We start from the raw sequence: 26,052 nt of genomic DNA on the forward strand, positions 1-26,052 counted from the left end.
CACGGCGTGAAGTATCACGCCGCGAACTACCGTCAGCGGGCTTGACCGGCACCGATCGGCTGCAGCGCGGCAGGCAACCGGCCGGCGAGGTGGTCGGCTGCGAACAGCCCGGCCCCCGCCAGAGCGAACGCCGCCACCGGCCCGAGCGGCACCACGCACCACGCCGTGACCACGGCGAACACCAGCGTCCCCGGCAGCGAGCGCAAGGCGGAGCGCACCAGGGTTTCCGCGGCGGCGAAGCCGGACCCGTGGTGAGTGGTCGGGGTGAGGATCGCCAGCACGACCGGCGTGCAGGCGAGCACGCCGGCCAGGTGCGGGCCCAGCAGGCTGGACAGAACGGCCAGCGCCGTCACGACGGCCGCCGCGGCGCCGACGCGCACGGGCACCTCCCAGCGCGGGGCCGGTGCGACGATGTCGACCCGGGGCGCCGGCGGCCAGGTCACCAGCCCGATGAGCACGACCGCGCCGGTCACCGCCGCCGCGAGCCACGGCGACCGCACTTCGGCCACCAGCGACAACGCCCCGGCGGCGACGGCGAGCGCCACCGTGACCGCGACGGCCGGGCGCGGCACCCTGCGGGCGACCCGGCCGTAGCCGAGGCAGAAGGCCGCCACCACCAGCTGGCCGGCGATCATCCCGCGCGCCGCGTCGGCCACGGCGGCGGTGCCGTCGCGCGCGAGGAGAACGAGGAGGAACGGGAAGGTGGTCGTCGGGAAGCCCGCGAGCCGCCCGCCGAGCCGCGGGCCGTAGCGGCGCTGGACGACGGTCACGAGCAGGACGCTGAACACGGGCAGAACGGGCGGCAGCAGAACTTCCATGCCCTGAACGTTTCCAGGAATTCCGCCGCAGATGGCTCGGAAATCACGGCCCACTCAGGGTTGTTGCCGAGCTTTCCTCGGCACTTGCCGAGTTCCGTCGAGTTCTGCACACTCAGCCGTGTGGACGCCATCGACCGCTCACTCGTCCGGCTCCTCGAAGAGGACGCCCGCCGCACCTACAACGAGCTCAGCGCCCAGGTGCGCCTGTCCGCCAACACTGTCGCGGACCGGGTCCGCCGCCTCCGCGCCGCCGGCGTGATCCGCGGCTTCCGGGCCGACCTCGACCCCGCCGCACTGGGCCGCGGCCTGACCATGGTGAGCGACATACGTCTGCGCGAAGACGTCGACCGCACCCACTTCGAACGCGAGCTGCATCGTGTCCCGCAGGTCGTGTCGGGCGCCCGCATGACCGGCGAGTACGACTACCAGCTCCGCCTCGCCTGCCTGGACCCCGCGGAGTTCGAAACGGTCGTCGACCGTCTCAAACGCGACCACGGCGTGCGCGAGCTGCGCAGCCGCCTGGTGCTCCACGAGCTCGACGTGAGCGCGACCGGCCTGCTCGACCTCGCCTGAGCTGCCGGCGGCTCAGCCGAACAGCGCCAGCACCCGCTCGACCAAGCGTGGCCCGTCGACCGGGGCGACGTTCACCCAGTCCTGCCCACCCCGCCCGCTCGACACGCCGGCGGAGTAAGCGCCCACGTCGGTGTCGAACCAGGTCAGCCCGCCGCAGCGCTCGATCCGCCCGCCGCTGCCCCGCGTGTAAACGCCGAACTGCCCCGCCGCGAACACCGGCCGCGCCTGGATCGCGGCGACCTCCTCGGCCTGGCGCGCCGTCGAAGCCGAGGTCGCGGAAGACGTCGAATCCCACCCCGAAGCCGGCAGGCTCACGCCGAACCCGGGCCCGGCGGACAGCGCCGGCAGCACCTCGACGAGCGCCGACACGAGCTCCCCCTCACGGATCCCGCTGAGCCCGATCGTCCGTTCCGGCTGCACCGCCAGCACTCCGCTGCGTCCGCGCACGGCGGTCACGGCGCGGAACGGCGTGTCGGCCGTCATGTCCACCAGGGCTTCGCACGCGACGTAGCGCGAACCGCTGTCCAGCAGCCGCAGCCGGTTCTCCAGCTCGGGCGCGAGCTGCCCGTCGAAGAGGCCGCGGTCGGTCAGGCCGCGGTAGACCTCGGCGCGCACGGCCGCGCGTTCGGCCTCCGTCGCGCCGACGCCGGGCACCGCCAGGGGCACCGGCACGTGGCCGAGCCCGAGGTCGTGCCACACCACGTCGAAGGCCGACGCGGAGAGCCGGATCAAGCCGGCCCCGAGCCCAGCGCCGGGGTGTCCGGGAACGCGATGCCCGGCACCAGCCCGTGCAACGCCGTATCGCGGGTGCGCACGACGTCGATCGCCTTCTGCCGCGCCGCTTCGGCTTCCGCGCGGCGCGCGTCCATCGCGAAGGACAATCCGGCGAGCTCCAGGACGTTGCCGCTCGCGGCGGCCGAGCGGATCATCGCCGCCGGGTCGAACTCGACGGGCGGCGGCATCTCGGCCCGCGCCCGCGCCGCGACGTCGGCCTGCCCCGCCACCGAGTCACCGACCACAGTGGACACGGCGGCGGACTCCCCGAGCCAGCCGGCCGCCCGCGCGAGCACCGCGCGCATCGCGTCGCCCGCCTCACCTTCCCACGTCTCCTGGCTGCCCGCCGACAACGCGGCCAGCGACGCGGTCGAGTCCTCGAACCTGCGCGCCAGCTCGGTCCAGCGCGCCCCGGCCTGGCCGGCGGCGACGGGGTCGTTGCCGTGCTCGACCTGCGCCGCCAGCGCTTCGTGGCTGAAGGACTCGTAACGGGCCGTCGGCTCGGGCACGGCTGCGGACACGGCACACCTTCCGGTTGACGGGATCGGGAACAGCTCAGGGCAGCTTCGGCTCGACCAGCCCGGCGACGGTCGTCGCGCGGGAGCACGCCAGCGTGGTGTCGGAGAAGCTCGCGTTGCTCACGTCCACCTGCACGCTCGCGGAGTCGCCGACGCCGAGCAGCACGGCGCACGTGCCGGCGGCGGCCTTCTTGTCCGCCACCTGCAGTGCCTGGTGCGCGCCGACCTTCTTCTTGGTGCGGGTGCCGTGGGAGACGTCGAGGTTGGCGAGCCCGGCGGTCTCGTCGAGCGTGACCGTGACGCCGAACGTCGAGGGCACGGTCCAGTCGCACGCGCGCGCCTCGCCGATCGTCTTCGGCTTGCCCAGCTCGGTGAGCCCCGCGCTCGAGCGGTCGCTCGGCGAGAGCAGCGCGCACGGGTCCAGGTCGGCCAACGTCACGTGGGCCTCGCTCGACGGCGCGGGTTCCGGGCCGCCGTCGGCCGCGACCGCCTTCGGGGTCACCGGGCGGCCGCACGCGGCGAGCACGACGAGGGCCGGGACGACCGGCACGAGCAGCAGGAGCTTGCGCACGGGCTCAGCCACCGGCGCAGTCCACGCCGTCGGCCGCCGCGTCGTCCTCGCGCTGGTACTTTTTCAACGCGCTCTCGATGCGTTCCTTGAGGTTCTCGATCTGCTTGCCGAACGCGATCAGCTGCGCGACCGCCGACCCGTCTCGGCCGAAGCCGTACTGCGCCATGAATGTGCCGACCTCACCGGCGTACCCGCTGCCAAGCGGCACCGATCGCCCCAGGACGTTGGCTTCGCGGACCATCTCGCCCACCACGTCCTGCAGCTCGCCGAGCTTCGTGTAGGTGGCCGTCGCCAGCTCCGGCGCCACCGCGAACCGGCCGGAGCCGGATCCCGAACTCGTCAGGCCCGGCACGTCGGGCAGCGGTGCGGCCCCCACCTCGCTCATGAGCGGTTACGCCTCTCCGTAGTCGAGCGACCTCGGATTCGGAGCATACGTGAGAGCAGTCCGTCAGCGGGAGCACCCGAAAATGCGGCTCCGTACACCCGAACGGTGGACGGAGGGCATTACCGGAGAGTCATCGGCGGCCGTTCGCGGGGTTCCGGCGCCGAGTTCGCCCGAGTTTGACACACTGGATGGAAGGCTGATCGCTGCGTGGACAGCGAGCGACCCGGCGGAGCCGGTGGAAGCCGCACAGCCATGCGCCACCAGGAGGACGAGTGACGTCGAGAATCCAGTCCGCCACCCCTGCCGGACCGCAGGGCGGCGGGGCCGGGCAGCCGCCCTACCCCTCGGCGGATGCCCCGAACGGGCGAGGCAACGGGTACGCCCCGAGAGTGTCCCTCGACGAGCTGCACGACACGGCCCGCCGGATCGCCGCCAACGTCGAACGCGTACTGGTCGGCAAGCCCGACGTCATCCGGATCGCGCTGGTGACCCTCCTCGCCGAGGGTCACCTGCTCGTGGAGGACGTGCCGGGCGTCGGCAAGACCTCGCTGGCCAAGGCGCTCGCGCGGTCGATCGACTGCACCGTGAGCCGCGTGCAGTTCACCCCCGACCTGCTGCCGAGCGACGTCACGGGCGTGTCGATCTACAACCGCCAGACCGGCGAGTTCGAGTTTCGGCCCGGCCCGGTGTTCGCGAACATCGTGGTGGGCGACGAGATCAATCGCGCCTCGCCGAAGACGCAGTCGGCGCTGCTCGAGTGCATGGAAGAACACCAGGTCACGGTCGACACGAGCACGTACCTGCTCGGCGCGCCGTTCATGGTGATCGCCACGCAGAACCCGATCGAGATGGAGGGCACCTACGCCCTGCCCGAGGCCCAGCGCGACCGCTTCACCGCGCGGGTGTCGATCGGCTACCCCGACCAGCAGGCCGAGCTGGCCATGGTCGACGAGCACGCGGGCCACAACCCGCTGGCCGAGCTGTCGGCGGTGTCCGACGGCGCCACCGTGCAGCGCCTCATCGAGACCGTGCGCGCGGTGCACATGGCGCCCGAGGTCCGCCGCTACGCCGTGGACCTGGTCTCCGCGACGCGGCAGGTGCCGGAGATCCGGCTGGGCGCTTCGCCGCGCGCGACGCTGCACCTGGTCCGCGCCGCGCGGGCGCAGGCGGCGCTGTCGGGCCGCGAGTACGTGGTGCCGGACGACCTGCACACGGTCGCCGTGCCCGTGCTGGCGCACCGGCTCGTGCTCACCACCGAGGCGCACGCCGCCCGCCGCTCGGCGACCGACGTGGTCCGCGCTGTGCTGCACCGCGTCCCCGTCCCCCAGGGCTCCACCGGCACCCGCTGACCGGCGATCCCCTTACCCGAATCCGAGAACCGCATGCTGCGTGCACTGTCCGGCCTCACCACCCGTGGCCGCTGCCTTCTGGCCGCGGGGATCGCCGCGGCCGTGTGCTCGCTGGTGCTCAACGAGCGTGATTTGCTGCGCGTCGCCGTCTTCGTGGTGGCGCTGCCGCTGCTGGTCGCGGCGTTCATCTCGGCGACCCGGCTGAGGCTCGGCGCCACGCGGGCGCTGCGGCCGGAGCGCGTGGCCGTCGGCGCGAGCGGCGAGGTGCACCTCGAGCTGTGGCGCAGCGGCCGGCTCCCGGGCGGCGAGGTCCTGCTCGAGGACGGCGTGCCGTACGCGCTGGGCTCGAAGCCGCGGTTCGTGGTCGAGCGGCTGCCGCACGACCGCCGAGTGCTGCTGCGCTACCCGCTGCAGCCATTGCTGCGCGGTATCCAGCAGGTGGGGCCCTTGCGCGCGACGATCACCGACCCGTTCGGGTTGTGCGAGTTCGAACGCGAGCTGATCGGGCATTCGCGGCTCGTGGTGGTGCCCCGCGTCGTCGGTCTGTGGGGGCTGCCCGGCGGCGCCGGGGTCGGCGCGGGCGACGACGGCACCGTGCGCCTGCACGCCGGGCAGGGTGAGCCCGACGTGATCGTGCGCCACTACCGCACCGGCGACGACATGCGGAAGGTCCACTGGCGCTCCACCGCTCGCCGTGACGAGGTCATGGTGCGCGTGGAGGAACGGCCGTGGCGGGGCGGCACGACCGTGCTGGTCGACCACCGCGCCGCCGCCCACCACGGCACGGGTCCCACGGCGAGTCTCGAGTGGGCGGTGTCGTTCGCGGCTTCGGTCGCGCTGCACCTGCGCCGTTCCGGCCACCGCGTCCGCCTGGTCACCGAACACGGCATCACGCTCGCCGACACCCCGGGTGAAGGCGGCGAAGGCTACGACAACGTGGTGCTCGACGCGCTGGCCGGGCTGCAGCCCGCGCACCAGCGCGACGTGACGCTCGGGCACGACCCGGCCGAAGGACAGGAGCTCATCGCGGTGCTCGGCACGGTCAGCGCGGAGTCGGTGCACGAGCTGGCCCGCTACCGCCCACGCGGAGTGCGCAGCCTCGCGGTGCTGCTGGACACGCCGAGCTGGGCCGGGTCCGGCTCGTCCGACCATCAGGCCGCGGCCACGAAGGACGCCGCCGAGCTGCTGCGCGCGAACGGCTGGGGCGTCGTGATCGCCGGCCCGCAGACGCAGATGCCGCAGGCGTGGGCCGAGCTGTGCCGCACGGGTGCCCACCGCGGCGCCCTGATCGGCGGTGCGCGATGACCACGACGGCACCCCGTCCGCCCGTTTCCCAGGCTCCCCCGCCGATCCCGCACACGCCGACCCCGCAGCCGGCCGCGCCACCGCCGGTGTGGTCGAGCGGGATCCTGCCGCCGGTCGCCGCGGGCATCGCGACGCTGTGCGCGGCCACGTCGCTCACCGGCGTCGTCTCCGGGTGGGCGTGGTTCGGTTACCTGTTCGTGGCGGTCATCCTGATCGCGTCGACCGGCCTGGCGTTGCGCTCGCTGCGCGCGCCGACCGTGCTGGTCGGTCTCGGCCAGCTCGTGGTGCTGCTGTTCCTGGTCACGGGCGCGTTCACCACGCAGGGCATCCTCAAGATCATCCCGGGGCCGACGGCGTTCGGGGAGCTGCAGGCGACGCTCGCGGCGTCGGCCGAGCAGATCCGCACCGGGCTGCCGCCGGTCGAGGGCACGCAGCCGATCCTCTGCCTGGTGACGATCGCGATCGGGCTGGTCGCGGTGCTCGTCGACACGCTCGCGGTGGCCGCCGCGGCACCGGCGGCGACCGGTCTGGTCCTCCTGTGCGTGTATGCGGTGCCGGCGGCGCTGTCCGACGAAATGCTGCCGTGGTGGACGTTCCTGCTCGGCGCGGCCGCGTTCGCGTGCCTGCTCGCCCTCGACGGCAACCACCGGCACCGGCGCTGGCGCAACCGTGAGGCGCCGGGCTCGGGCGGGCGCGCGCGAGCGTTGCAGGCGCCCGTGGCCGTGGTGAGCGCGGCCGTCGTGCTCGGTCTGCTCGGCGGCGGGATCACGTGGGTGGGCACCGTCGGGAAGATCCCCTTCGGCGCCGGCTCGGGCGCGGGCGGGGACGGCAGTGGCGGGTTCGGCGTCGCGCCGTTCACGCAGCTGCGCGGCCTGCTCGACCAGGGTCAGAACGCCGAGCTGTTCCAGGTCCGCGGCCTCGGCAACGACCGGCGGTACCTGCGGGCGTTCACGCTCGACACGTACACGCCCAACCAGGGCTGGGGCCTGCGCGGCGGCGGCCAGGCGCAGACGGGCGTGCTCGCCAACAGCACGCTGCCCGCGGCGCCCGGCGACGACGGCACCGGCGTGTCGCGGCAGATCCAGATCCAGCCCACGCAGTGGGTGGACAACTGGCTGCCCGTCTACGGTGCGCCGCGCGCGCTGCGCGGGCTTTCGCCACAGTGGCTGTACGACCGGGTCAGTGGCGCCGTCTTCACCACGAAGAGCGAGTCCGCGCCGACCTACACCGAGGTCGCGTCGCTGAAGGAACCGACGGCCGCCGAGCTGAGGGGCACCGATCCGAAGTCCGACGAGGTGCCGGCGTTCTACTCGCAGATCGGCCGAGTGGACCCACGGGTCGTCGCGAAGACCAACCAGCTCATCGCGGGCAAGACCGACAATTTCGACAAAGCCACCGCGCTGTGGCAGTTCTTCAGTGCGCAGAACGGTTTCGTGTACGACACGAAGACCGCGGACGCCACTGACGCGGACGCACTGGCCGACTTCATCCTCAACGGCAAGCGCGGCTACTGCGAGCAGTACGCGTCGGCGATGGCCGTGATGCTGCGCGTCGCCCACATCCCCGCGCGGGTGGCCATCGGCTTCACACCGGGCGTGCCGAAGGGTGACTACCAGTCGATCAGCTCGCAGGACGCCCACGCGTGGGTCGAGGCGTACTTCGGCGACAAGGGCTGGGTCAGCTTCGACCCGACACCGCTCGCCGACGGCCGCGGCATCGTCCCGTCGTACCTGCAGCAGAACAACCAGAACTCCCAGCAGCCCGACGCCACCGACGATCTGCCCACCGCGCCGCGCTCCAACTCCCCGTCCACGCAGTCGCCACTCGACAAGGGCCAGAACGAGGCCACCCCGACCACCACGGCCACCGCCGAATCGAACGACGGCTGGCTCGCGATCCTCGCCGCCGTGCTCGCCGTCCTGGGCGCCGCGGCGGTGGTCACGGCGTACGTCCTGCGGCGGCGGCCGCCCGCTCCGGGTACCGCGACTCCGGGCCTGCCGCCCGGCGCCGTCCCGGATGGCGACGTCCTGGTCCACGCCCCGGCTCCCGCGGCCGCGCGCGCCAGCCAGGTCGCCCTGTGGCTGCCCTTGGCGGGCGGCGTGCTCCTCGTTGCCGCGCTGGGTTTCCTGGCCGGTCTCGTGGCTTGGTGGTTCGCCGTGATCGTCGTGCTGCTCCTGGTCGGCTTCGGCGGCCCAGCGGCCCTGCGCGACTTCACCCGTCGCCGCCACCTCCAGGCGATCGTCACCCACGCCCCCGGCTCCGCAGACGCGGCGTGGCGCGAGCTCAAGGCCGAGTGCGCCGACCGCGGCCTCCCGCTGGCCGACAGCGACACCGTCCGCGTGGCCGGTCAGAAGATCGCCGAGCGCCACCACCTCGACGACTCCGGCCGCGACAGCCTGCGCACGGTGATCGGCGCCGTCGAGCGCACTTGGTACAGCGGCGCGACCACGGCGGACCCGGAACTGGCCCCGGCCTTCGACAGCCTCCGCCACAGCCTGCGTACGACGGCCCCCCTGTCCTGGCGGGGGCGGCTGTTCCCGAAGTCGATCCTGCGGCGCCACTCCTGACCTGACGCGGTTCCCGGCCCCGGCTCGTCGACCCTGACGACCGGGGCCGGCGCTTGTCCTGGGTCAGCCGGGAGGGGTACGACGATCCGGCCCAGCACGCGTAGCCCGGGCCCGGAGAGTCACCCGCTGGTGCACGATCGAACAGGCCTCGGACATCGCCCGTGCCGTGGCAGCTTCGACTGGACCCGCGCACACGAGAATCCGCGCTCCACCCCAGCCGGGTGAAGCGCGGATCCCACGACGTCGCCGAAGGGAGCTACTGCTCCTCGAAGCGCTGGCGGAAGCGCTCTTCCATGCGTTGCGTGAACGAGCTCTTGCCGCCCGCTCCCTTGCCGCCGCCACCGCCGCGGCCGGAGTCTTTGCCGCCTCCGCCGCTGTCGCCGTGACGTATCGACGTGACCGCCAACATGACCCCGAAGAACATCACGAGGAACCCCAGCACGCTGATCAACGGGATGTCGGCGACCCGCAGCACGGGCACCACCACGCCGAGCACCAGGAGCGCTACCCCTACCACGAACAGCGCGATCCCTTGGATGCGCCGTCGACGGGCGGGGCGGCGCAACCGGGTGCCACGCACCGTGGATGCGAACTTGGGGTCCTCGGCATAGAGCTCGCGCTCGATCTGATCGAGCAGCCGCTGCTCATGCTCGGAGAGTGGCATCTTTCCTCCTCCGGCACAGCTGTCGCGGGCGCCGGGCCGCGCAACGTTCTGGACCCAACTGCCGGCCCCAGGCGGGGCCGCACTGTCCAGGATACGAGCCCCACGCGCGTCCGACTACCCGATCCCGCATCCAGAAGGGATCGAATTGGGGGAAATCACGACTGACGTGGGTTGACACTGGGTCACGACGGCCCGGTGACGGTACAACGAGCGACACAATAGACGATACAATAGACAACACAATGGGCCACGGAGTTCACGTCTCGCGGGGCGTCAGCAACGACGCCGGGCGCACCGCGGCCGACCCGAACTTCGACCTCGCCACGTCGGCGGCCACTTCCGCGTCGCGCCAGCGCGGCTCGGCGGAGGCGAACTGGAGCTGCTCTCCGCCCTCGCCCGTGTCGAGGCCCTCCACGCGCACGCCGATCAGCCGCACGGCCCCCGTGGGCGCGTGCTCGGCCAGCAGCTCGACCGCCGTCCGGTGGATGTCGCGCGCGACATCCGTGGCCGCGTACAGCGTGCGCGCCCGGGTGATCGTGGTGAAGTCGGCGAAGCGGACCTTGATCGACACCGTGCGCCCGCGCAGCCCGCGCGCCCGCAGGGTCGCGCCGACCCGTTCGGACAGCCGCAGCAGCTCCAGCCCGAGCTCGTCGCGGCTGTGCAGGTCGACGTCGAACGTCCGCTCCGCCCCGATCGACTTCTCCGCCGCCTCGGGGACCACGGCGCGGTCGTCGTGCCCGTTGGCGAGCGCCCACAGGTGCTCCCCCATCGCGTTGCCCAGCGACCGCCGCAGCCGCGCGGGCGGCGCGGCGGCGACGTCGGCGATCGTGTGCAGCGCCTGCCCCCGCAGCTGCTCCTCGGTGCGCTTCCCCACGCCCCACAGCGCCGAGACCGGCAACGGGTGCAGGAACGCCAGCGTCTCGGCCGCCGGCACCACGACCATCCCGTCGGGCTTCGCCATCCCCGACGCGAGCTTCGCGACGAACTTGACCTTCGCGACGCCCACCGAGCACGTGATCCCGTGCTCGGCCTGCACCCGCGAACGGATCCGCGCGCCCAGCCGCGCGGGCGTGGCCCCCAGCCGCCGCAACGCCCCGCTCACGTCCAGGAACGCCTCGTCGAGGCTCAGCGGCTCCACGAGCGGCGTCAGCTCGCGGAAGATGTCCATCACCTGCCGCGAGACCTCGCCGTAGAGCCCCGACGTGGGCGTGATGCAGATCAGGTGCGGGCACAGCCGTTTCGCCGTGGAAAACGGCATCGCCGACTGCACGCCGTACGTGCGCGCCGGGTAGTTGGCCGCGGCCACCACCGACCGCGGCCCGCCGCCGGACACCACGACGGGTTTGTCCACCAGCTCAGGCCGGGTCCTCAGTTCGCACGACACGAAGAACGCATCCATGTCCACGTGCAGGATCCCGCAGCCGGTGTCGTCCGGCAGGGTCTCGGCACCCGTGGTGACGCGGTAGCGGGCCATGCCACTGGGCAGTTCGGCGTTTCTGCTCCCCACGGGAACCGACGCTACCGGGGACCTCCGACAATTCCGGGAACGCCCTGCTCAGCGCCGGAAGATCGCAGGTTCAGACCTGCGCGGGCCGTGCCATCGCGTGCAGCCGCCCGGCCACGTCGCGCAACGCCGGCACCGCGGCCGCCGCAAGTTCGAACTCCGCCAGCTCGTCCTCGCGCACCTCGCCGGGCACGACGTCGGCGATCACGCGGTCGCCCTGCAGCAGCGTCACCTCGAGGCCCGCCGCCGCCAGCAGATCGGTCAGGCCGGCGCTGTCGAAACGGCGCAGCACGGTGTCGCGCCCGCCGGGCACCACACCGTCGGTGCCGTCGAGCAGCCGCTGGGCCTCGGCGATCCGGCCGGCCAGCGCGCGGTGCAGCACGGCCGCGTTGCGGTTGGCCACGAGCACGGACAGCGCCCCGCCGGGTGCGACGGCCGCGGCCAGCGCGGCGAGCGCCACCGCCGGGTCGTCGACGACCTCTAGCAGGCCGTGGGCGAGAACGAGGTCGGCCGAACCGGCCTCGACGTGGGCGCCGAGGGCGTCGGAGTCGTCCGCGATCACCGTGATCCGGTGCGAGACGCCCTCCTCCTCGGCGCGCCGACGAAGCGTCGCCAGCGCGTTGGGATTGGGCTCGACCACGGTCACGAGGCAGCCCGCCGACGCGAACGGCACCGCCCAGCCGCCACTGCCGCCGCCGACGTCGACGACGGAGGGCTGCTCCACGCCGCGGGCGCGGGCAGCCCGCAGCTCCGCCTCGAGCGCCCGGCGAACGGCGCCCGAACCCCGGGCCGCCACGGTGTCCGTCTTCATAGTCGGACAGGGTAGTGCCCGCCTGCCGGTCACCCGCCGTCACCCGGGCCTGCCCGGAAGAGGTGTTCGGCACCTTCCTCGCGACCCGCCCCGCCCGCGGCCCGTAGGCTGTGCCGAGTGCACACGGTCGCCGTTCTCAGCCTCAAGGGTGGCGTCGGTAAAACGACGGTAGCGCTCGGTATCGCGTCGGCCGCTCTGCGTAGGGGTACCCGCACGCTCGTGGCCGACCTCGACCCGCAGGGCAACGCCACCACCTCGCTCGACCCGCCCTACACCGACGCGACGCTCGCCGACGTCCTCGAGACCCCCGTACGGGCGGTCCTCGAACGCGCGATCGCGCCCAGCGTGTGGAGCGACGAGGTCGACGTGCTGGTCGGCACCGAGGAGCTGGAGCTGCTCAACGAGCCCGACTCCGACGGCCGGCGCCTGGAGAACCTCTCGCGCGCGCTCGACGAGCTGCACCAGAACCCGCTGCGCGAAGAGCCGTACGAGCTCGTGGTCATCGACTGCCCGCCGTCACTCGGCCGGCTGACGAAGTCCGCCCTCGTGGCGGCCGACAGCGCACTGATCGTCACCGAGCCCACGATGTACGCCGTGGCGGGCGCCCAGCGCGCGCTGGAGGCCATCGAGCGCATCCGGGAGGAGAGCAACCCGGGTCTGCGCCCGATCGGCGTACTGGTCAACAAGCTGCGCGTGCGCTCCTACGAGCACCAGTTCCGCGTCGCCGAGCTGCGTGAGAACTTCGGCTCACTGGTGATGCCCACGGCGATCCCCGACCGGCTGGCCGTGCAGCAGGCGCAGGGCGCGTGCAGCCCGATCCACGAGTGGCACTCCCCCGGCGCCCAGGAGATCGCGCTGACGTTCAACATGGTGCTGGCCAAGATCCTGCGGTCCAACCGCGCCGGGCGCCACCGCGTGCGCGGCGACGAGGGCGAGGCCCTCGAGACCACCGCCGAGCCGTCGGCGGCCGTGCCCGACGCCGCGGGCTGAGCCGTGCCCGAGGGCGACACCGTCTTCCTGACCGGCAAGCTGTTCGACAAGGCGCTGGCCGGGAAGACACTGGTACGCGGGGAGTTCCGCCATCCCGCACTGGCCACTGTGGACCTTTCGGGCCGTGCCGTGCTCGGCGTCGGGACGGTCGGCAAGCACCTGTTCACACGTTTCTCCGGCGACCTCACGCTCCACAGCCATCTGCGCATGGACGGCAGCTGGGACATCTATCCCGCCGACGGCCGCTGGCGCACCCCGGCCCACCACGCGCGCGTGATCCTGGCTACCGCCGACGTGCAGGCGATCGGCTTCCGCGTCCACGACCTGAAACTCGTGCCCACGACGGCGGAACACGACCTCGTCGCCCACCTCGGTCCCGACCTCCTCGATCCACAGTGGAGCGAAGAGCATGCCGAGAAAGCCGCGGCTGCATTGGCCGCGCAGCCGGACCGCGAGCTGGGTGACGCACTGCTCGACCAGCGCGTGATGGCAGGCGTCGGCAACTTGTACAAAGTCGAGATCTGCCACCTGCTCAAGGTGTCACCGTGGACGCCGGTGTCCGAAGTGGACACCCGGAGGGTCGTGGCGCTGGCCCGGAAGCTGCTGCTGGCCAACGCGTGGCGCCACGAGCAGGTGACCACCGGCGACCTCGGCCGCGGCCGGCGCAACTGGGTCTACGAGCGCACGCGCCAGGGCTGTTTCCGCTGCGGCGGCCGGGTCGAGGTCCACGACCAGGGGGAAGGCGTCCACCGGCGGCCCACGTGGTTCTGCCCGCGCTGCCAGCCCGGTCCGCGCCCGGTGGACTGAACCGACGGACCGGGCAAGGCCGCGAAACCGACCGTGCCCGCCGGCTCTTGTCCGCCAACCCTGCCCGCCGGCCACTGTTCGCGGCGGGCGAACGGATTCGGACATCCCAGGCAGGCAACCGTGAGTTCGCCCAAATGATGTTGCCGGGCACCGGCATTCGCGGTTAGCGTGGTCTTACACGAGAGAGGAGGTGGTCCTAAGTTGTATTCTCACAGGACTCGTGAGGTGGCTGTCCGCTAGCGGATGGCACGCGTAGGGACTTTGAGCAGCGATACAACCTGAGCCACCTTCGGCTCATCGCCTGCTTCGCGTGTTTGCCTGATAGCGAATACCAGGCAGTCACCGGGCTCCCGGGGCTTTCGAGCACCGGTCCGGCTTGGACTCGGACGTTTGACGGCGTCCGAGAGGCACCCCGGGAGCACCCCTTCATATACGAGATCTCGCCGCCGGGCCCCGCTGGGCGACCGTCCGGCGATTGATCCCCGTTCCTCGCCGATCGATCGGCACGAGCGCATACCCCGAACGGCCGTATGTGGCTAGCCTGAACGGCATGCTCAGGCCCGACTACCCGATCACGACGGAACGGTTGCTCCTGCGCCCGTTCAAGCTCGAGGACCTCGACGCGCTGAACTCCTTCCAGTCCCGGGCCGACGTCGCCCGCTACCTCTACTGGGGACCACGCAGCCGGGCCGAATCCGCCGCCGCCCTCGCGAAGCGCGTGCACAGCTCCTCGCTGACCCAGGAGGGCCAGTTCCTCGCCGTCGCGGTCGAGCTCGCCGAGACCGGCCAGCTGATCGGCGACCTGAACCTCGAGTACCTCAGCTCCGAGCACCGTCAGGGCGAGATCGGGTTCGTCTTCCACCCCGACCACCACGGCCGCGGCCTCGCGCTGGAGGCCACGAAGGAGCTGCTGCGCCTCGGGTTCGAGGACCTGGGCCTGCACCGCGTCGTGGGGCGTTGCGACGGCCGCAACAGCGCGTCGAGCGCCCTGATGGAACGCCTCGGGATGCGCAAGGAAGCGCACCTGAAGGAAAACGAGATCGTCAAGGGCGAGTGGACCGACGAGCTGGTCTACGCCATGCTCGAAGACGAGTGGAAAGAAGGCGCCACCGGCTGACCGGTGTCGTGGCCGGCGGGTCCGACGGCGACCGGCGCCACAGGCGAGCTGGGTTCCGGGCGCCGCTCCGGAGCCGATGAGGCAGCATGGGCGCGTGCTCTTCGAGAAGATCGCCCGCCCCGGGCTGTACCGGCTGGCCTACCACGATCCCGAGCTGGTGCACGAGCGCACCGTGCGGCTGCTGAGCCGCGTGGGGCCCGCGCTCGGGCCGCTCGGGCGCGTCTACGGCACCGACGACCCGGTGACCGTGCTGGGGCTGCGGTTCCCGAACCGCGTGGGGCTGGCCGCGGGCATGGACAAGAACGGGCGCGCGCTCACGGCGTGGCCGGCGCTGGGGTTCGGGTTCGTCGAGGTCGGCACCGTCACTCGGCACGCGCAGCCGGGCAACCCGAAGCCGCGGCTGTTCAGCCTCCCCGAGAGCGACGCCGTGATCAACCGGATGGGTTTCAACAACGACGGCGCCGAAGCCCTGGCCCGCCGGCTCGCCGCGCAGGGCAAGCCCCGCGTGCCACTGGGGATCAGCATCGGCAAGTCCAAGGTGACCCCGCTCGACGAGGCCGTGGCCGACTACCGCTTCTCGCTGCGCGTGCTGCACCCGTACGCCGACTACTTCGCGATCAACGTCAGCTCGCCCAACACCCCGGGGTTGCGCGCGTTGCAGGACAAGGCCGCGCTGGGCGAGCTGCTCGCCGAGCTGCGCAAGACGTCCGCCGAGCTGGGCGGGGACACGCCGCTGCTGGTGAAGGTCGCGCCTGACCTCACGGACGAGGCGCTCGCGGAGCTGCTCGAGGTGTGCCTCGGCCACGGCGTCGCGGGGCTCATCGCCACCAACACCACGCTCTCGCGCGACGGCGTCGCCGCGGCCGAAGCCCACCTCGCCACCGAGGCCGGCGGCCTGTCCGGCCGTCCGCTCACGGCGCGCTCGCTCGAAGTCGTCCGCTTCGTCCACGAGCGCACCGAAGGCAAGCTGCCGATCATCGGCGTCGGCGGCATCCTCGGCCCCGACGACGCGAGCCGGCTGCTCGACGCCGGCGCCAGCCTCGTGCAGCTCTACACCGGCTTCGCACTGCACGGACCGGCGCTGGTGCGCCGCGTCAGCCGGGGGATCGCAGGCCGGCCGTGCTGACGAACCGCAGGTAGCCGCGCCACGATTCGTACCGGTCGAGGTTCGGCGCGTCGCCTGTGGCGGCCGGTGGGCACAGCACCGCGAGCGGCGTGCTGCCGTCCTCCAGCTCCACGTGCCCGAGCACGAACGGCTCCGGCAGTGCCGCGGCGAACCGGCCGAAGCCCGCCGGCGAAAGCCGCCAGAGTTCGCCGTCCAGCGCGCCGCTGCCGGGGATCACGCCGGGCTGTGGTGGTTCGGTGTCGAGCAACACCATGCGGTACCGCTCGGCGGTCTGGACCGGCGTCACGAACCGCGCGCCCCGCAGTTCGTCGTGCAGCGGCTGGCCGCGCAGGTGCGCGCCGAACACGACCAGGTCGACCCCTTCGGCCGGGTACGGCTCGCTCGCCTGCTCCCCGGTGAGCACTGCGGCGAGGTCGAGCGCGATCTGGTCCTCGAACGCCCGCACGGCGATCGTGACGCCGAACGGCCGCTGGTCCCCCGGCGAGACCGGCACGGTCACGGCGGCGAGGTCGAGGACGTTCACGAACGCGCTGTACGTCCCCAGCCGCGCGCTCACGCCGAGCGGATCGGCCAGCGCCTCGCCGAGGTCCGGGTGGTCGGGCACGGTGGGCAGCAGCAGCGCGTCGCACTCGCCGAGCGCTTCGCGGGCCGCCGCGCGCAACCGGGCGACCTGGCCGTGGGCGTCGGCGAGCTCGTGCGCGAGGTGGGTGCCCGCCGCGGCGACGAGTCCGGCGACCGTCGGATCGGCGCCTTCCGGTTTCCCGGCCAGCACGTCTCCGGCCGACGCGAAGCGCTCGGCCACCAGCGCGCTGCCGGAGAGCAGCTCCCCGGCTTCGAAGAACACGCCGAGATCGATTGGCTCGATCACGGCGCCGGACGCTTCCAGCGACGCCACGGCCACGCCGAGAGCGCGCCTCGCCGGTCCGGACAACGCGGCGAGCCCGGCGACGTCGGGGATCGCGACCCGCGGCCGCTCCCCCGCGCCGAGGCGGACGTCGGCGGGCCACTCGCGTACGGACGCGTCCTGGCCGTCCGCGCCGGTCAGCGCGGCGAGCGCGCGCTGACCGAGCTTGAGGCTGCTCGCGAACACCGAAACGCAGTCGAACGACGGCGACGCCGGGAAAACCCCGGTCCTCGGCACGAGCCCGAGGGTCGGTTTGAGGCCGACGACGGCGTTCAGCGCCGCGGGCACCCGGCCGGAGCCGGCGGTGTCAGTACCGAGCGCGAGGTCGGCGATCCCGAGCGCGACGGCCACGGCAGAACCGCTGCTGGACCCACCCGCGACCTTCTGGGGGTCGCCGGCCGAAGCCACCGCGCCGTACGGGCTGCGCGTGCCGGCCAGCCCGGAGGCGAATTGATCGAGGTTCGTCTTGCCCAGCACCACGGCACCCGCGCCGGTGAGCCGCGTGACCGCCGTGGCGCTGGTCACGGGCACCTGAGAAAAACCCGGGCACCCCGCGGTGGTGGGCAGCCCGGCGACGTCGATGAGGTCCGTGACCGCGACGACGGTCCCGGCCAGCGGGAGGTCCTCCCCGGCGCGGACGCGCTCGTCGACGGCCTTCGCGTCGACCAGCACCTCTTCCAGCGTGCGGAGGCTGATCCACAGCTCGGGGCGGTCGACTTGCGCGAGGCGTTCGAACGCGGCCACCACCCGCTGGTGCGAGCTGGGCGGCGGGACGGGCACGGGTTCCGGTTCGGGCGGGAGCGTGGTCACGGAGGGTCCTTTCCTCGACGGAACGGATGAGTCCACTGTGTACGACCGGCGCCGCGGAACCTCAGGCCACGGCGCTGATCCTGGCGGGTGCCACCACTGACTTCATGAGAAAAACGTTAAACCGCACGCGTTTCCGTAACCAGCTGTTTCGGATTACGCCATTGTTTCGGTATTCGGGGACACTCACCCACCGTCGGCGCGGGGTGACGAGGACTAGGCCGACCGGAAACCCAAACTGCGCCATCCGGCTCGTTCCGGTGCCGCACACAGCACCCGGTCACCGCATGGGAATCCGTACACGCGGGAAAAATCACCCGCGGAAAATCCGCCGAACCGCGTGGCGGCCCCTAGGACAGGTCCCGCAACGCCAACGCGAGCCCTGCGAGGTGGTCGGTCGCGTCGGTCAGCGCCTGCTTGGACGTGCCCATGCCGTCGCTGCTGGCCGCGACCGCGCGTCCCGCCGCGGCGACCAGGCTGCCGAAGCCTTCGATGCCGTCGTCCAGCTGCTCGCGCAGCTTCGCCACGGCCGCGTCCAGTGCGCCGCGCTCACGTTCGGGGGCGGAGTTGCGGCCGCGTTCGATGGCCTGGATGCGGGCGGCCAGACCACGCAGGGCGCGGGCCGCTTCCTGGGCCGTGGCACGGGCGTCGGCCACGGAGACCTCGGGGACGGCGGTGGTGCCCAGCGAGGTGGGCACGGACAGCTGCCGCAGCAGTTCCCCGAGGGAGGCTTCCGACTCCGCCAGCCGTTCCATCGGTTCACGGGCGGCCGAGGCGGCCGGGGGCAGCGGCGGCGGGGCCGCGCTGCTCGCCTCGGGGAGTTCGAGTTTCTTCAGCTGACGCAGCTTCAGGCCGGTCCGCACGCTGAACGTGCCGAACACGACTGTGCCGAAGCCCGCGAGCACGGTCTGGGCCACGTCGGTGCCGCCGGCGCCCATCAGGCCGGTGCCGGCGAGCACGGTCAGGACCCCAAGGAAGATCGTGATGAGCAGCCACAACGTGAGCACCCGCGAGGTGCGGGTGATGCGCCGCTGGTGCTTGGCCGCGGGTTCGTTCCACCGCTGCCACTTCGCGCGCGCCTCAGCGACGGCCGGGACCTGACCGGCCACCTGCGCGAACGCGGTGGGCATGGCGGTCCGGCGCACCACGGGCGGCGCGGGACGTTTCGGCGAGGACGGCCTCGCGGCGGGCTTCCCGCCGGCCTCATCGGCCGGCGGGAAGTACCGCTGCAGCTTCTCCTGGGCACGCTGGGCGTACTCCGGCAGCTTCTCGATGTGCTTCTCGAGCTTGGCGTTGAACTCGTTGAAGTCCCGCCGTCCGCTGCTGCCGGCCATGCCCTACCCCCGGAAGTCGTCCTCGCGTCCGGCGGTCAGGCCGGGTTCTTGCCCTGCTCGGCCTGCACGCGGGCCTGGATCTCACGCTGGATGTCCGCGGCGCCCGCCGTGCCGGCCGACTTCGCGGCGCCGCCACCGTCGGTGACCTGCGCGACCGAGTCACCACGCATCGACGCGCGGATCTGCTCCAGGCGCGAGTGGCCCGCCATCTGCGTGGCGGACTCCTGCACCTCGAGCATGCGGCCCTGCACCGAGTTCTGCGCCAGCTCGGCCTGGCCCAGCGCGGTGGTGTAGCGCTTCTCGATCTTGTCGCGAACCTCTTCCAGCGACGGCGTGTTGCCCGGCGCGGCCAGCTGGCTCATCTGGTTCAGCGACGCGGAGACCTGCTCCTGCATCTTGGCCTGCTCCAGCTGCGAGAGCAGCTTGGTGCGCTCGGCCAGCTTCTGCTGCAGCATCGTGGCGTTGCGTTCCACGGCCTTCTTGGCCTGGGCCGCCGCCTGCAGCGACTGGTCGTGCAGCGTCTTGAGGTCTTCGATGCTCTGCTCGGCCGTGACGAGCTGCGCGGCGAAGCTCTCCGCCGCCGTCTCGAACTCGGTCGCCTTCTGCTCGTCGCCCTTGCCGCGGGCCTCGTCGGCGAGCACCAAGGCCTGCCGGGTCGACGCCTGCAGCTTCTCGACCTCGCCGAGCTGCCGGTTGAGCTTCATCTCCAGCTGACGCTGGTTGCCGATCACGGAGGCGGCCTGCTGCGTCAGCGCCTGGTGGTTGCGCTGTGCCTCCTCGATGGCCTGCTGGATCTGCACCTTCGGGTCGGCGTGCTCGTCGATTTTCGACGAGAACGACGCCATGAGGTACTTCCAGAACTTCACGAACGGGTTGGCCATCTCCTCCGCCTGCCTTCTTGCGTCCCACGGGCCCTGTGTGTCTCGAGGTGGGGCGTCGCTCCCCTAGTTCACAACGTCCCGACCCCGGCGTTGGGTTCCATCGTGTCAGGTCAGCCCCTGCCGTTCCAGGCGACCCCGGGGGAATTCAGGGACGACCCTGATCGATTCTGTGGATACGCGTACGGCCCCGGGGTCACAACCCGGGGCCGTACGCGTACGAAGCGTTTCTCTGCGCGTTCCTAGGCGGCGATCGTGGACGCGAGCTTCGGCGCGCCGATCGTGGTCCGCAGCTGGGTGTTCATCCGCGGAGCGGGCGAAAGCCGCAGGTCGGACAGGTCGTCGCCGACCAGCTCGGAGACCAGGCGGCCGCCTTCGAACCCGCTCGCCGACGCGGTGGCTTCCCGCTCCGCCGGCACGGTCTCCCTCGGGGCACCGTCGACCACGCGCTCGTCGACCGGAGCCACCTCCACCGACTCGAGGGCCGTCACGTCTGCCGCGACCTTGTGGAGCAACTCGCCGAGCGGAAGGTCCAGGGCGTCGCAGATGGAAGCCAGCAGCTCGCTGGAGGCCTCTTTCTGACCACGCTCGACCTCGGACAGGTAGCCGAGGCTCACCCTGGCGGCGCGGGAGATGTCACGCAGCGTCCGACGCTGGTTGGTGCGGGCATGACGGAGCCGATCACCGATCGCCTCACGCAACAGCACGGTCATCACGCGCCTCCTTCCCGAACTGGTGCCTCCTACGTTACCCAGAGCGGTGCCCCGAGCGCAGGACTTGACACGTGCGTCCGCCAAGGGCGAACGCCCCCTTCAGTGTAGATGTTCCCCGAGCAGGGAAAACGCCGAACGCACCGACGCGGTCCTGATCATGTCCCGGTCACCGGTCTCCGCCAGGGTACGGACGATCCGCGTCGACGGCCCGCTGAGACCGATGTGCACGGTGCCCGGAGGCACCCCGTCCTGGGCGGTCGGGCCGGCGACGCCGGTCAGCCCGAGGCCCCACGTGGCGCCGCACCGCTCGCGCGCTCCGTCGGCCAGCTGCGCCGCCACCTCGGGGTGCACGGCGCCGTGCTCGGCCAGCAACTTCTCGTCGACGCCCGCCAGCGCGACTTTCAGCTCCGTGGCGTACACGACGAGCCCGCCGCGCAGCACCACGCTCGCGCCCGGGATGCGGGCGACGGTGGCGCACACCAGCCCGGCGGTCAGCGACTCGGCCGTGGCCACGGTCTCCCCGCGCCGAGTCAGGACGGCCACCAGCTGCGCGGCCGCCTCGTCGAGCTCCGCCATCAAGCGCCCGTCGCCCGGCGGCCCGCCGCGCGCAGGCGGATGGCGCGGATCAGGTAGTCGACACCGGTGACCACGGTCAGCAGGACGGCGAGCCCCATCAGCACCCAGCGCACCGCGTCCGCCCCGGCCGGCAGCGGCAGCGGCAGCAGGTAGACGACGATGGCCAGGATCTGCGTCATCGTCTTGGCCTTACCGCCGCGGCTCGCCGGGATCACACCGTGACGAATCACCCAGAAGCGCAGAAGTGTGACGCCTATCTCCCTGACCGCGATCACGATCGTGACCCACCACGGCAGCTCGCCGAGCACGCTGAGCCCGACGAGCGCGGCGCCGATGAGCGCCTTGTCCGCGATGGGGTCGGCGATCTTGCCGAAGTCGGTGATCAGGCCGTACTTGCGGGCGACCCACCCGTCGACCTGGTCGGTGGCCGAGGCGATGACGAACAGGCCCGTGGCGATCGCGCGCCACGTGGTGTCCACGCCGTCGCCGGCGAAGAGCGCGAGGACGAACAGCGGCACCAGCACCAGCCGCGAGAGCGTGAGCAGGTTCGCGACGTTCAGCGTCGGGACGGGCGTCGGTTCGGGTACGGCAGGCTCGGGCATGCGGGCGGCCCCCGTTTCAGCAGGCACCTCGTGGGTCTGGGGGGCCGCTCCCTGGGACGACGCCTGCGCGGCGCGGGTCATGCCCTCGCCGGCGTCGCTGGGTGCGGCACTCACCGGTCCGCGTCCGGCACCGGGCGGACGATCAGGTCGACCCCGGCGGAGTCGACGACCTCGCAGCGCACCAGATCGCCCACCTCGACGGCGGCGCGGTCCGGGTCTTCGAGGATCACGCACTCACCGTCGACCTCGGGCGCCTGGTGGGCGGCACGGCCGACGGCGTCTTCGCCGTCCTCGGCCTCCTGCTCCACCAGCACGTCCACGAACGTGCCGATGCGATCCTCGGCCCGCTGGGCGGTGAGCTCTTCGACCAGCGCCGAGATCCGGGTGACGCGCTCGGTGACCACGGCGGGGTCGAGCTTGCCGTCGAAGGTCTCGGCCTCCGTGCCGTCCTCGTCGGAGTAGCCGAACACACCGACGGCGTCGAGGCGCGCGCCGGTGAGGAAGCGTTCGAGCTCCGCGAGGTCGTCCTCGGTCTCGCCGGGGAAGCCGACGATCACGTTGGTGCGGATCCCGGCCTCCGGCGCGTACTCGCGGATCTGCTCGGTGAGCGCGAGGAACGAGTCGGTGGACCCGAACCGGCGCATCCGGCGCAGCACCTGCTCGCTCGAGTGCTGGAAGGACAGGTCGAAGTAGTCGGCGACGCCCGGCGTGGTCGCGATGGCCTTCACCAGCTGCGGGCGCGTCTCGGCGGGCTGCAGGTAGGACACGCGCACGCGGTCGATGCCCTCGACCTCGGCCAGGCGCGGCAGCAGCAGCTCGAGGGCGCGCGTGCCGTCCCGGCCGAAGTCCTTGCCGTAGGAGGTGGAGTTCTCGCTGACGAGGAACAGTTCCTTCACGCCGTTCTCGGCGAGCCACTGTGCCTCTGCGACGATCTCCTCCGGCTGGCGCGAAACGAACGAACCGCGGAACGACGGGATCGCGCAGAACGAGCAGCGCCGGTCGCAGCCCGACGCGATCTTCAGCGCCGCCACGGGCGAATCGTCGAGCCGGGTGCGCAGCACGCGCGGGCCCCAGCCGTGCTGGGCGTGCCCGGGGACCTCCACGGCCTCCGCGGCCGCGGGCCGCTGCACCGGGCTGATCGGCAGCAGCTTGCGCCGGTCCGACGGCGTGTGCGACGCGACCGTGCGACCGGCCACGACGTCGTCGAGGCGGTCGGACAGCTCGGCGTAGTGGTCGAACCCGAGCACGGCGTCGGCCTCGGGCAGGCTTTCGGCCAGCTCCGTGCCGTAGCGCTCCGCCATGCACCCGACGGCCACGACCTTGCGGCCGGTGTCGGACGCGGCGAGCAGCGTGTCGACCGAGTCCTTCTTCGCCGACTCCACGAAGCCGCACGTGTTCACCACGACCACGTCGGAGTCCTCGGGGTCCGCCGCCAGCTCCCAGCCCCCGGCCGCGAGCCGTCCGGCCAGCTCCTCGGAGTCGACCTCGTTGCGGGCGCAGCCCAGGGTCACGAGGGAGACACGACGACTGCGGGCTGGCTCAGTGGTGGGAGAAGGCACGACGTTCAGGGTAGCCGCCGCACCCGCGCCGGTCGGCGACGGCGTCACCCAGTGCGGTGGCCCGGCCCCGCCGGTGGGCGGGCTTTCCCGCTCCCCCACCGGCGGGGCGCGCCGAAGGTCACCCGTGCGCGGGCAGATCTGCCGGTGTCAGGAGCGTCAGTTCGGCGTCGTCGACGGACTCGAGGTCGACGTCCGGGCCGGCGAGGCGCAGTGCCTGCGCGGCGATCGCCTGCTCCAGCAAGCCGCGGGCCGAGCGGCCGTTGGCGAAGCCGCTGCCGCGGTCGATCCCGGCCATGACCGCGGGCAGCGCCGCGGTGAGGTCGGGGGCGAGCCGGTAGCCGCGCTGGGTGGTCATCGCCGTGAAGATCGCGGCCAGCTGCTCGTCGGAGTAGTCCGCGAACTCGACGGTGCCGCCGAAGCGCGAGCGAAGGCCGGCGTTGGCGTCGAGGAAGCGGTCCATGTCGGCGGGGTAGCCGGCGGCGATGACGATCAGGTCGTCACGGTGGTTCTCCATCTGGACCAGCAGCTCGGCAATAGCTTCCTGGCCGTAGTCGGCGTGGCCGCCGCCGTAGGTCTGCACGAGGGCGTAGGCCTCGTCGATGAACAGCACGCCGCCGAGCGCGCGTTCGCACACCTCGCGGGTCTTGGGCGCGGTCTGGCCGAGGTACTCCCCGACCAGGTCCGGCCGCGCGACCTCGACCAGGTGCCCGGACGTCAGCAGCCCCAGCTCCCGGTACAGCCGCCCCATGAGCCGGGCGACGGTCGTCTTCGCCGTGCCCGGGTTGCCGGTGAAGACGAGGTGGCGGCTGCTCGCCCCGACGGGCAGGCCGGCCTTGCGCCGCCGCGCGTCCAGCCGCGCGCCGGCGACGAGCGCGCGCACGCGTTGCTTGACCGCGTCGAGGCCGATCATGCCGTCGAGCTCGGCCAGCAGGTCGTCGAGACCACGGCGGGGTCCGGCGTCGTCCGTGACCGCGACGCCGGACTCCCCGGCGCCCGGCAGATCGGCGGCGACCAAAGTGGACAGTGCCGACGTCGGGGTGTCCGGCTGCGCCGCGAGCCGGGCCGACTGCTTGCCGATCGTCGACTCCAGCACGCCGCGGGCGGAGCGGCCGTTGGCGAAGCCGCGCCCACGCGGGATGCGGCGCATGGCCTCGGGCAGTTCCGCGAGGAGGTCGTCGGAGAGCTCGTAACCCTGGCCTCGCGCGAGGACGCGGTAGATCCCGGCGAGCTCGTCGGCGGTGTAGTCGGGGAACTCGATCCGGGTGGCGAACCGCGAGCGCAGACCCGGGTTCGTCTCCAGGAAGCCGTCCATCTCCTTCGGGTAACCGGCGGCGAAGACGACGAGGTCGTCGCGGTGGTTCTCCATCTGGAGCAGGATCTCGGTGACGGCTTCGCGACCGTAGTCGTCGTCCTTGTCCAGCGCGAGGCTGTAGGCCTCGTCGATGAAGAGCACACCGCCCGACGCGCGTTCGCACACGGCGCGGGTCTTCTTCGACGTCTCGCCGACGTACTCGCCGACCAGGTCCGGCCGCGCGACCTCGACGACGTGGCCCTTCGGCAGCGTCCCCAGCGCCTGGTAGATCTTGCCGAGCAGCCGCGCGACGGTCGTCTTGGCCGTGCCGGGGTTTCCGGTGAGCACCAGGTGTCGGCTGCGGCTGGCCACGGGCAGGCCCGCGTCATGGCGCCGGGCGTCGATCTGGGCCTCGGCGACCAGCGCGCGCACGCGCTGCTTCACCGAGTCGAGGCCGATCATCGTGTCCAGCTCGGCCAGCAGCTCCTCGATCGGCTGCCCGCTCCGCTGCTCGGCCGCGGCGACGAGAGGCGCGAGGTGCTGCTGCGTCAGGTGGATCCGGCCGTCCGCCGACGGACCGCTCGCGACGGCTTCCCGCCCGGCGGCGTCCAGCAACGCCTCGACACCGCGGGCGCCGGCGGAGAGGTTCGCAAGCTGCGCCAGCCGGTCGCGGACGTCCGGAGGCAGCACAAAGGAGCGCTCGACCGCGACGACGTCCAGCAGCGCGGCCGCGTGCGCGGGCCGGGTGAACTTCGGCAGCCGGTACTGCAGCACGGCGGAAACCAGGTCCGGTGCCTCGGTGCGCAGCCGCTCGGCCACGCGCTCGGTGCCCGCGAGCACGAGCAGGCGGCAGCTGCCTTGGTCGTGCGCGTAGTCCCGCAACGCGCGCAACACACCGGCCGGATCCTTGTCCAGGAGCGTGTCGAGGTCTTCGACGAGGACCAGCGCCGGGTCGGTGCGCCGCGAGACAAACCCGCGCAGCGCGTCGCCGGCCGAGTCTTCGTCGCCCAGCACCTCGGCCGCGCCGGCCGTGACGAAGTCCTCGAACCCGACGTCGGCCGCGCCGAGCCCGTCGCGCACCGACCGCCACAGCCGGCGCTGCCCCGTGTGCGGCTGGCCGACGAGCAGCACCAGCGGGTTCGGCTGCCGGTTGCCGGAAGCGTTGCGCCGCTCCCATTCCTGGTACGCGACGGTCCACTCGGCGTACGCCTGCTCGTAGCGCTCCTGCTCTTTCCGGCCCCGGGCCCGGTTGCCGGCGGCGAGCAGGTCGAAGGTCATCGAGCGGGTGTTGCGGGCGAGGTCGTCGAGGAGCCCGCCCTGCTTGCCCTGGGGTCGCTCGGGTTCCGGCGGCGGCGGTTCACCCGAGCCACCCTGGCCGTGTCGCGTGCGGTCGGCCCACGAGACGACCTGCACCACGCGGCGCACGAACTCGGCCGCCGGCTCGTCACCGGAGACGAACCCGCCGCCGCTCAGGTTTTCCACCCGGACGGAGGTTTCCGCCGGACGCGC

Annotated in this window: 24 protein-coding genes; 8 read left to right on the forward strand and 16 right to left on the reverse strand. The window is 72.5% G+C overall.

Features of this window, described 5'->3' with window-relative positions:
- Positions 1 to 32: 32 nt before the first annotated feature.
- Positions 33 to 818 carry a hypothetical protein gene (locus ABZU76_RS16430; RefSeq protein WP_354869863.1) on the reverse strand — a complete coding sequence of 262 codons (786 nt, stop codon included), beginning with the start codon at positions 816 to 818 and terminating at the stop codon, positions 33 to 35.
- A 120-nt stretch (positions 819 to 938) separates the two neighbouring features.
- On the opposite strand from ABZU76_RS16430, the gene ABZU76_RS16435 reads away from it, so the two are divergent.
- A complete protein-coding gene (locus tag ABZU76_RS16435) occupies positions 939 to 1,391 on the forward strand; it encodes an Lrp/AsnC family transcriptional regulator (RefSeq protein WP_354869866.1) in 453 nt (150 codons plus the stop codon).
- A gap of 12 nt (positions 1,392 to 1,403) precedes the next feature.
- Here the strand turns inward: ABZU76_RS16435 and ABZU76_RS16440 are convergent, their stop codons facing one another.
- Genes ABZU76_RS16440 through ABZU76_RS16455 form a run of 4 tightly spaced genes read right to left on the reverse strand, consistent with a single transcriptional unit; the run spans position 1,404 to position 3,639 of the window.
- Positions 1,404 to 2,123, reverse strand: coding sequence for an ESX secretion-associated protein EspG (locus tag ABZU76_RS16440; protein ID WP_354869869.1), 720 nt, complete (start codon positions 2,121 to 2,123; stop codon positions 1,404 to 1,406).
- Positions 2,120 to 2,686 (reverse strand): PPE domain-containing protein, encoded by a 567-nt coding sequence (locus ABZU76_RS16445; protein WP_220242243.1) that lies wholly within the window; start codon positions 2,684 to 2,686, stop codon positions 2,120 to 2,122. Before ABZU76_RS16445 ends, ABZU76_RS16440 begins: the two co-directional genes overlap by 4 nt.
- Positions 2,687 to 2,720: 34 nt before the next feature.
- A complete protein-coding gene (locus ABZU76_RS16450; protein WP_354869873.1) occupies positions 2,721 to 3,266 on the reverse strand; it encodes a DUF3558 family protein in 546 nt (181 codons plus the stop codon).
- Positions 3,259 to 3,639, reverse strand: a complete 381-nt coding sequence (locus ABZU76_RS16455) for a hypothetical protein (RefSeq protein ID WP_354869876.1) — start codon at positions 3,637 to 3,639, stop codon at positions 3,259 to 3,261. The genes ABZU76_RS16450 and ABZU76_RS16455 overlap by 8 nt, the downstream gene beginning before the upstream one ends.
- A gap of 389 nt (positions 3,640 to 4,028) precedes the next feature.
- On the opposite strand from ABZU76_RS16455, the gene ABZU76_RS16460 reads away from it, so the two are divergent.
- Genes ABZU76_RS16460 through ABZU76_RS16470 form a run of 3 tightly spaced genes read left to right on the forward strand, consistent with a single transcriptional unit; the run spans position 4,029 to position 8,860 of the window.
- Positions 4,029 to 4,988: a MoxR family ATPase gene (locus ABZU76_RS16460; protein WP_255638198.1), complete on the forward strand. Its 960-nt coding sequence runs from the start codon at positions 4,029 to 4,031 to the stop codon at positions 4,986 to 4,988.
- A 33-nt stretch (positions 4,989 to 5,021) separates the two neighbouring features.
- Positions 5,022 to 6,293 (forward strand): DUF58 domain-containing protein, encoded by a 1,272-nt coding sequence (locus ABZU76_RS16465; protein WP_354869879.1) that lies wholly within the window; start codon positions 5,022 to 5,024, stop codon positions 6,291 to 6,293.
- Entirely contained in the window at positions 6,290 to 8,860 is a 2,571-nt protein-coding gene (locus ABZU76_RS16470) for a DUF3488 and transglutaminase-like domain-containing protein (RefSeq protein ID WP_354869881.1), read from the forward strand. Before ABZU76_RS16465 ends, ABZU76_RS16470 begins: the two co-directional genes overlap by 4 nt.
- Before the next feature lie 256 nt (positions 8,861 to 9,116).
- Here the strand turns inward: ABZU76_RS16470 and ABZU76_RS16475 are convergent, their stop codons facing one another.
- The 3 genes from ABZU76_RS16475 to ABZU76_RS16485 all read right to left on the reverse strand — a co-directional run bounded on the left by ABZU76_RS16475 (position 9,117) and on the right by ABZU76_RS16485 (position 11,839).
- A complete protein-coding gene (locus ABZU76_RS16475; protein WP_354869884.1) occupies positions 9,117 to 9,524 on the reverse strand; it encodes a DUF3040 domain-containing protein in 408 nt (135 codons plus the stop codon).
- Between the two features lie 256 nt (positions 9,525 to 9,780).
- Positions 9,781 to 10,998, reverse strand: a complete 1,218-nt coding sequence (locus tag ABZU76_RS16480; RefSeq protein WP_354870071.1) for a DNA polymerase IV — start codon at positions 10,996 to 10,998, stop codon at positions 9,781 to 9,783.
- A gap of 103 nt (positions 10,999 to 11,101) precedes the next feature.
- A complete protein-coding gene (locus ABZU76_RS16485; protein WP_354869886.1) occupies positions 11,102 to 11,839 on the reverse strand; it encodes a methyltransferase domain-containing protein in 738 nt (245 codons plus the stop codon).
- Between the two features lie 117 nt (positions 11,840 to 11,956).
- Here ABZU76_RS16485 and ABZU76_RS16490 point away from each other — a divergent pair, with 117 nt between their 5' ends.
- The 4 genes from ABZU76_RS16490 (at position 11,957) to ABZU76_RS16505 (ending at position 15,879) form a co-directional block, all read left to right on the forward strand.
- A complete protein-coding gene (locus ABZU76_RS16490) occupies positions 11,957 to 12,829 on the forward strand; it encodes a ParA family protein (RefSeq protein WP_354869887.1) in 873 nt (290 codons plus the stop codon).
- 3 nt (positions 12,830 to 12,832) lie between these two features.
- Positions 12,833 to 13,636 (forward strand): DNA-formamidopyrimidine glycosylase family protein, encoded by an 804-nt coding sequence (locus ABZU76_RS16495; protein ID WP_354869889.1) that lies wholly within the window; start codon positions 12,833 to 12,835, stop codon positions 13,634 to 13,636.
- Between the two features lie 550 nt (positions 13,637 to 14,186).
- Positions 14,187 to 14,753 (forward strand): GNAT family protein, encoded by a 567-nt coding sequence (locus ABZU76_RS16500; protein WP_354869891.1) that lies wholly within the window; start codon positions 14,187 to 14,189, stop codon positions 14,751 to 14,753.
- A 94-nt stretch (positions 14,754 to 14,847) separates the two neighbouring features.
- A complete protein-coding gene (locus ABZU76_RS16505) occupies positions 14,848 to 15,879 on the forward strand; it encodes a quinone-dependent dihydroorotate dehydrogenase (RefSeq protein WP_354869893.1) in 1,032 nt (343 codons plus the stop codon).
- Here the strand turns inward: ABZU76_RS16505 and atzF are convergent.
- From atzF to ABZU76_RS16545, 8 genes are all read right to left on the reverse strand, one after another.
- Positions 15,848 to 17,593 (reverse strand): allophanate hydrolase, encoded by a 1,746-nt coding sequence (gene atzF / locus ABZU76_RS16510; RefSeq protein WP_354869895.1) that lies wholly within the window; start codon positions 17,591 to 17,593, stop codon positions 15,848 to 15,850. The two genes, ABZU76_RS16505 and atzF, sit on opposite strands and share 32 nt — an antisense overlap.
- A gap of 347 nt (positions 17,594 to 17,940) precedes the next feature.
- On the reverse strand, positions 17,941 to 18,924 hold the full coding sequence (locus ABZU76_RS16515) for a hypothetical protein (RefSeq protein WP_354869898.1): 984 nt from the start codon (positions 18,922 to 18,924) through the stop codon (positions 17,941 to 17,943).
- A gap of 35 nt (positions 18,925 to 18,959) precedes the next feature.
- On the reverse strand, positions 18,960 to 19,805 hold the full coding sequence (gene pspA, locus ABZU76_RS16520) for a phage shock protein PspA (RefSeq protein WP_354869901.1): 846 nt from the start codon (positions 19,803 to 19,805) through the stop codon (positions 18,960 to 18,962).
- A 239-nt stretch (positions 19,806 to 20,044) separates the two neighbouring features.
- Positions 20,045 to 20,515, reverse strand: coding sequence for a helix-turn-helix transcriptional regulator (locus tag ABZU76_RS16525; RefSeq protein WP_285965682.1), 471 nt, complete (start codon positions 20,513 to 20,515; stop codon positions 20,045 to 20,047).
- 99 nt (positions 20,516 to 20,614) lie between these two features.
- Positions 20,615 to 21,091 (reverse strand): CinA family protein, encoded by a 477-nt coding sequence (locus ABZU76_RS16530; RefSeq protein ID WP_354869903.1) that lies wholly within the window; start codon positions 21,089 to 21,091, stop codon positions 20,615 to 20,617.
- Complete coding sequence (gene pgsA, locus ABZU76_RS16535) at positions 21,091 to 21,693, reverse strand: CDP-diacylglycerol--glycerol-3-phosphate 3-phosphatidyltransferase (protein ID WP_354870073.1); 603 nt, start codon at positions 21,691 to 21,693, stop codon at positions 21,091 to 21,093. The genes ABZU76_RS16530 and pgsA overlap by 1 nt, the downstream gene beginning before the upstream one ends.
- A gap of 110 nt (positions 21,694 to 21,803) precedes the next feature.
- Positions 21,804 to 23,252, reverse strand: a complete 1,449-nt coding sequence (rimO, locus tag ABZU76_RS16540; RefSeq protein WP_220242266.1) for a 30S ribosomal protein S12 methylthiotransferase RimO — start codon at positions 23,250 to 23,252, stop codon at positions 21,804 to 21,806.
- A gap of 118 nt (positions 23,253 to 23,370) precedes the next feature.
- Entirely contained in the window at positions 23,371 to 26,025 is a 2,655-nt protein-coding gene (locus ABZU76_RS16545; protein WP_354869906.1) for an AAA family ATPase, read from the reverse strand.
- Positions 26,026 to 26,052 lie beyond the last annotated feature (27 nt).

It is taken from the genome of Amycolatopsis sp. NPDC005232 (genome assembly GCF_040607795.1).
In the GTDB taxonomy this organism is placed as follows: domain Bacteria; phylum Actinomycetota; class Actinomycetes; order Mycobacteriales; family Pseudonocardiaceae; genus Amycolatopsis.

What these genes read in the sequence shown, in the direction of transcription:
- ABZU76_RS16430 (WP_354869863.1), bottom strand. Translation starts at nt 818, where the DNA reads ATGGAAGTTCTGCTGCCGCCCGTTCTGCCCGTGTTCAGCGTCCTGCTC.
- ABZU76_RS16455 (WP_354869876.1), bottom strand. Translation starts at nt 3,639, where the DNA reads ATGAGCGAGGTGGGGGCCGCACCGCTGCCCGACGTGCCGGGCCTGACG.
- ABZU76_RS16465 (WP_354869879.1), top strand. Translation starts at nt 5,022, where the DNA reads ATGCTGCGTGCACTGTCCGGCCTCACCACCCGTGGCCGCTGCCTTCTG.
- ABZU76_RS16470 (WP_354869881.1), top strand. Translation starts at nt 6,290, where the DNA reads ATGACCACGACGGCACCCCGTCCGCCCGTTTCCCAGGCTCCCCCGCCG.
- ABZU76_RS16475 (WP_354869884.1), bottom strand. Translation starts at nt 9,524, where the DNA reads ATGCCACTCTCCGAGCATGAGCAGCGGCTGCTCGATCAGATCGAGCGC.
- ABZU76_RS16480 (WP_354870071.1), bottom strand. Translation starts at nt 10,998, where the DNA reads ATGGCCCGCTACCGCGTCACCACGGGTGCCGAGACCCTGCCGGACGAC.
- ABZU76_RS16485 (WP_354869886.1), bottom strand. Translation starts at nt 11,839, where the DNA reads ATGAAGACGGACACCGTGGCGGCCCGGGGTTCGGGCGCCGTTCGCCGG.
- ABZU76_RS16500 (WP_354869891.1), top strand. Translation starts at nt 14,187, where the DNA reads ATGCTCAGGCCCGACTACCCGATCACGACGGAACGGTTGCTCCTGCGC.
- ABZU76_RS16515 (WP_354869898.1), bottom strand. Translation starts at nt 18,924, where the DNA reads ATGGCCGGCAGCAGCGGACGGCGGGACTTCAACGAGTTCAACGCCAAG.
- pspA (WP_354869901.1), bottom strand. Translation starts at nt 19,805, where the DNA reads ATGGCCAACCCGTTCGTGAAGTTCTGGAAGTACCTCATGGCGTCGTTC.
- ABZU76_RS16525 (WP_285965682.1), bottom strand. Translation starts at nt 20,515, where the DNA reads ATGACCGTGCTGTTGCGTGAGGCGATCGGTGATCGGCTCCGTCATGCC.
- ABZU76_RS16530 (WP_354869903.1), bottom strand. Translation starts at nt 21,091, where the DNA reads ATGGCGGAGCTCGACGAGGCGGCCGCGCAGCTGGTGGCCGTCCTGACT.
- pgsA (WP_354870073.1), bottom strand. Translation starts at nt 21,693, where the DNA reads ATGCCCGAGCCTGCCGTACCCGAACCGACGCCCGTCCCGACGCTGAAC.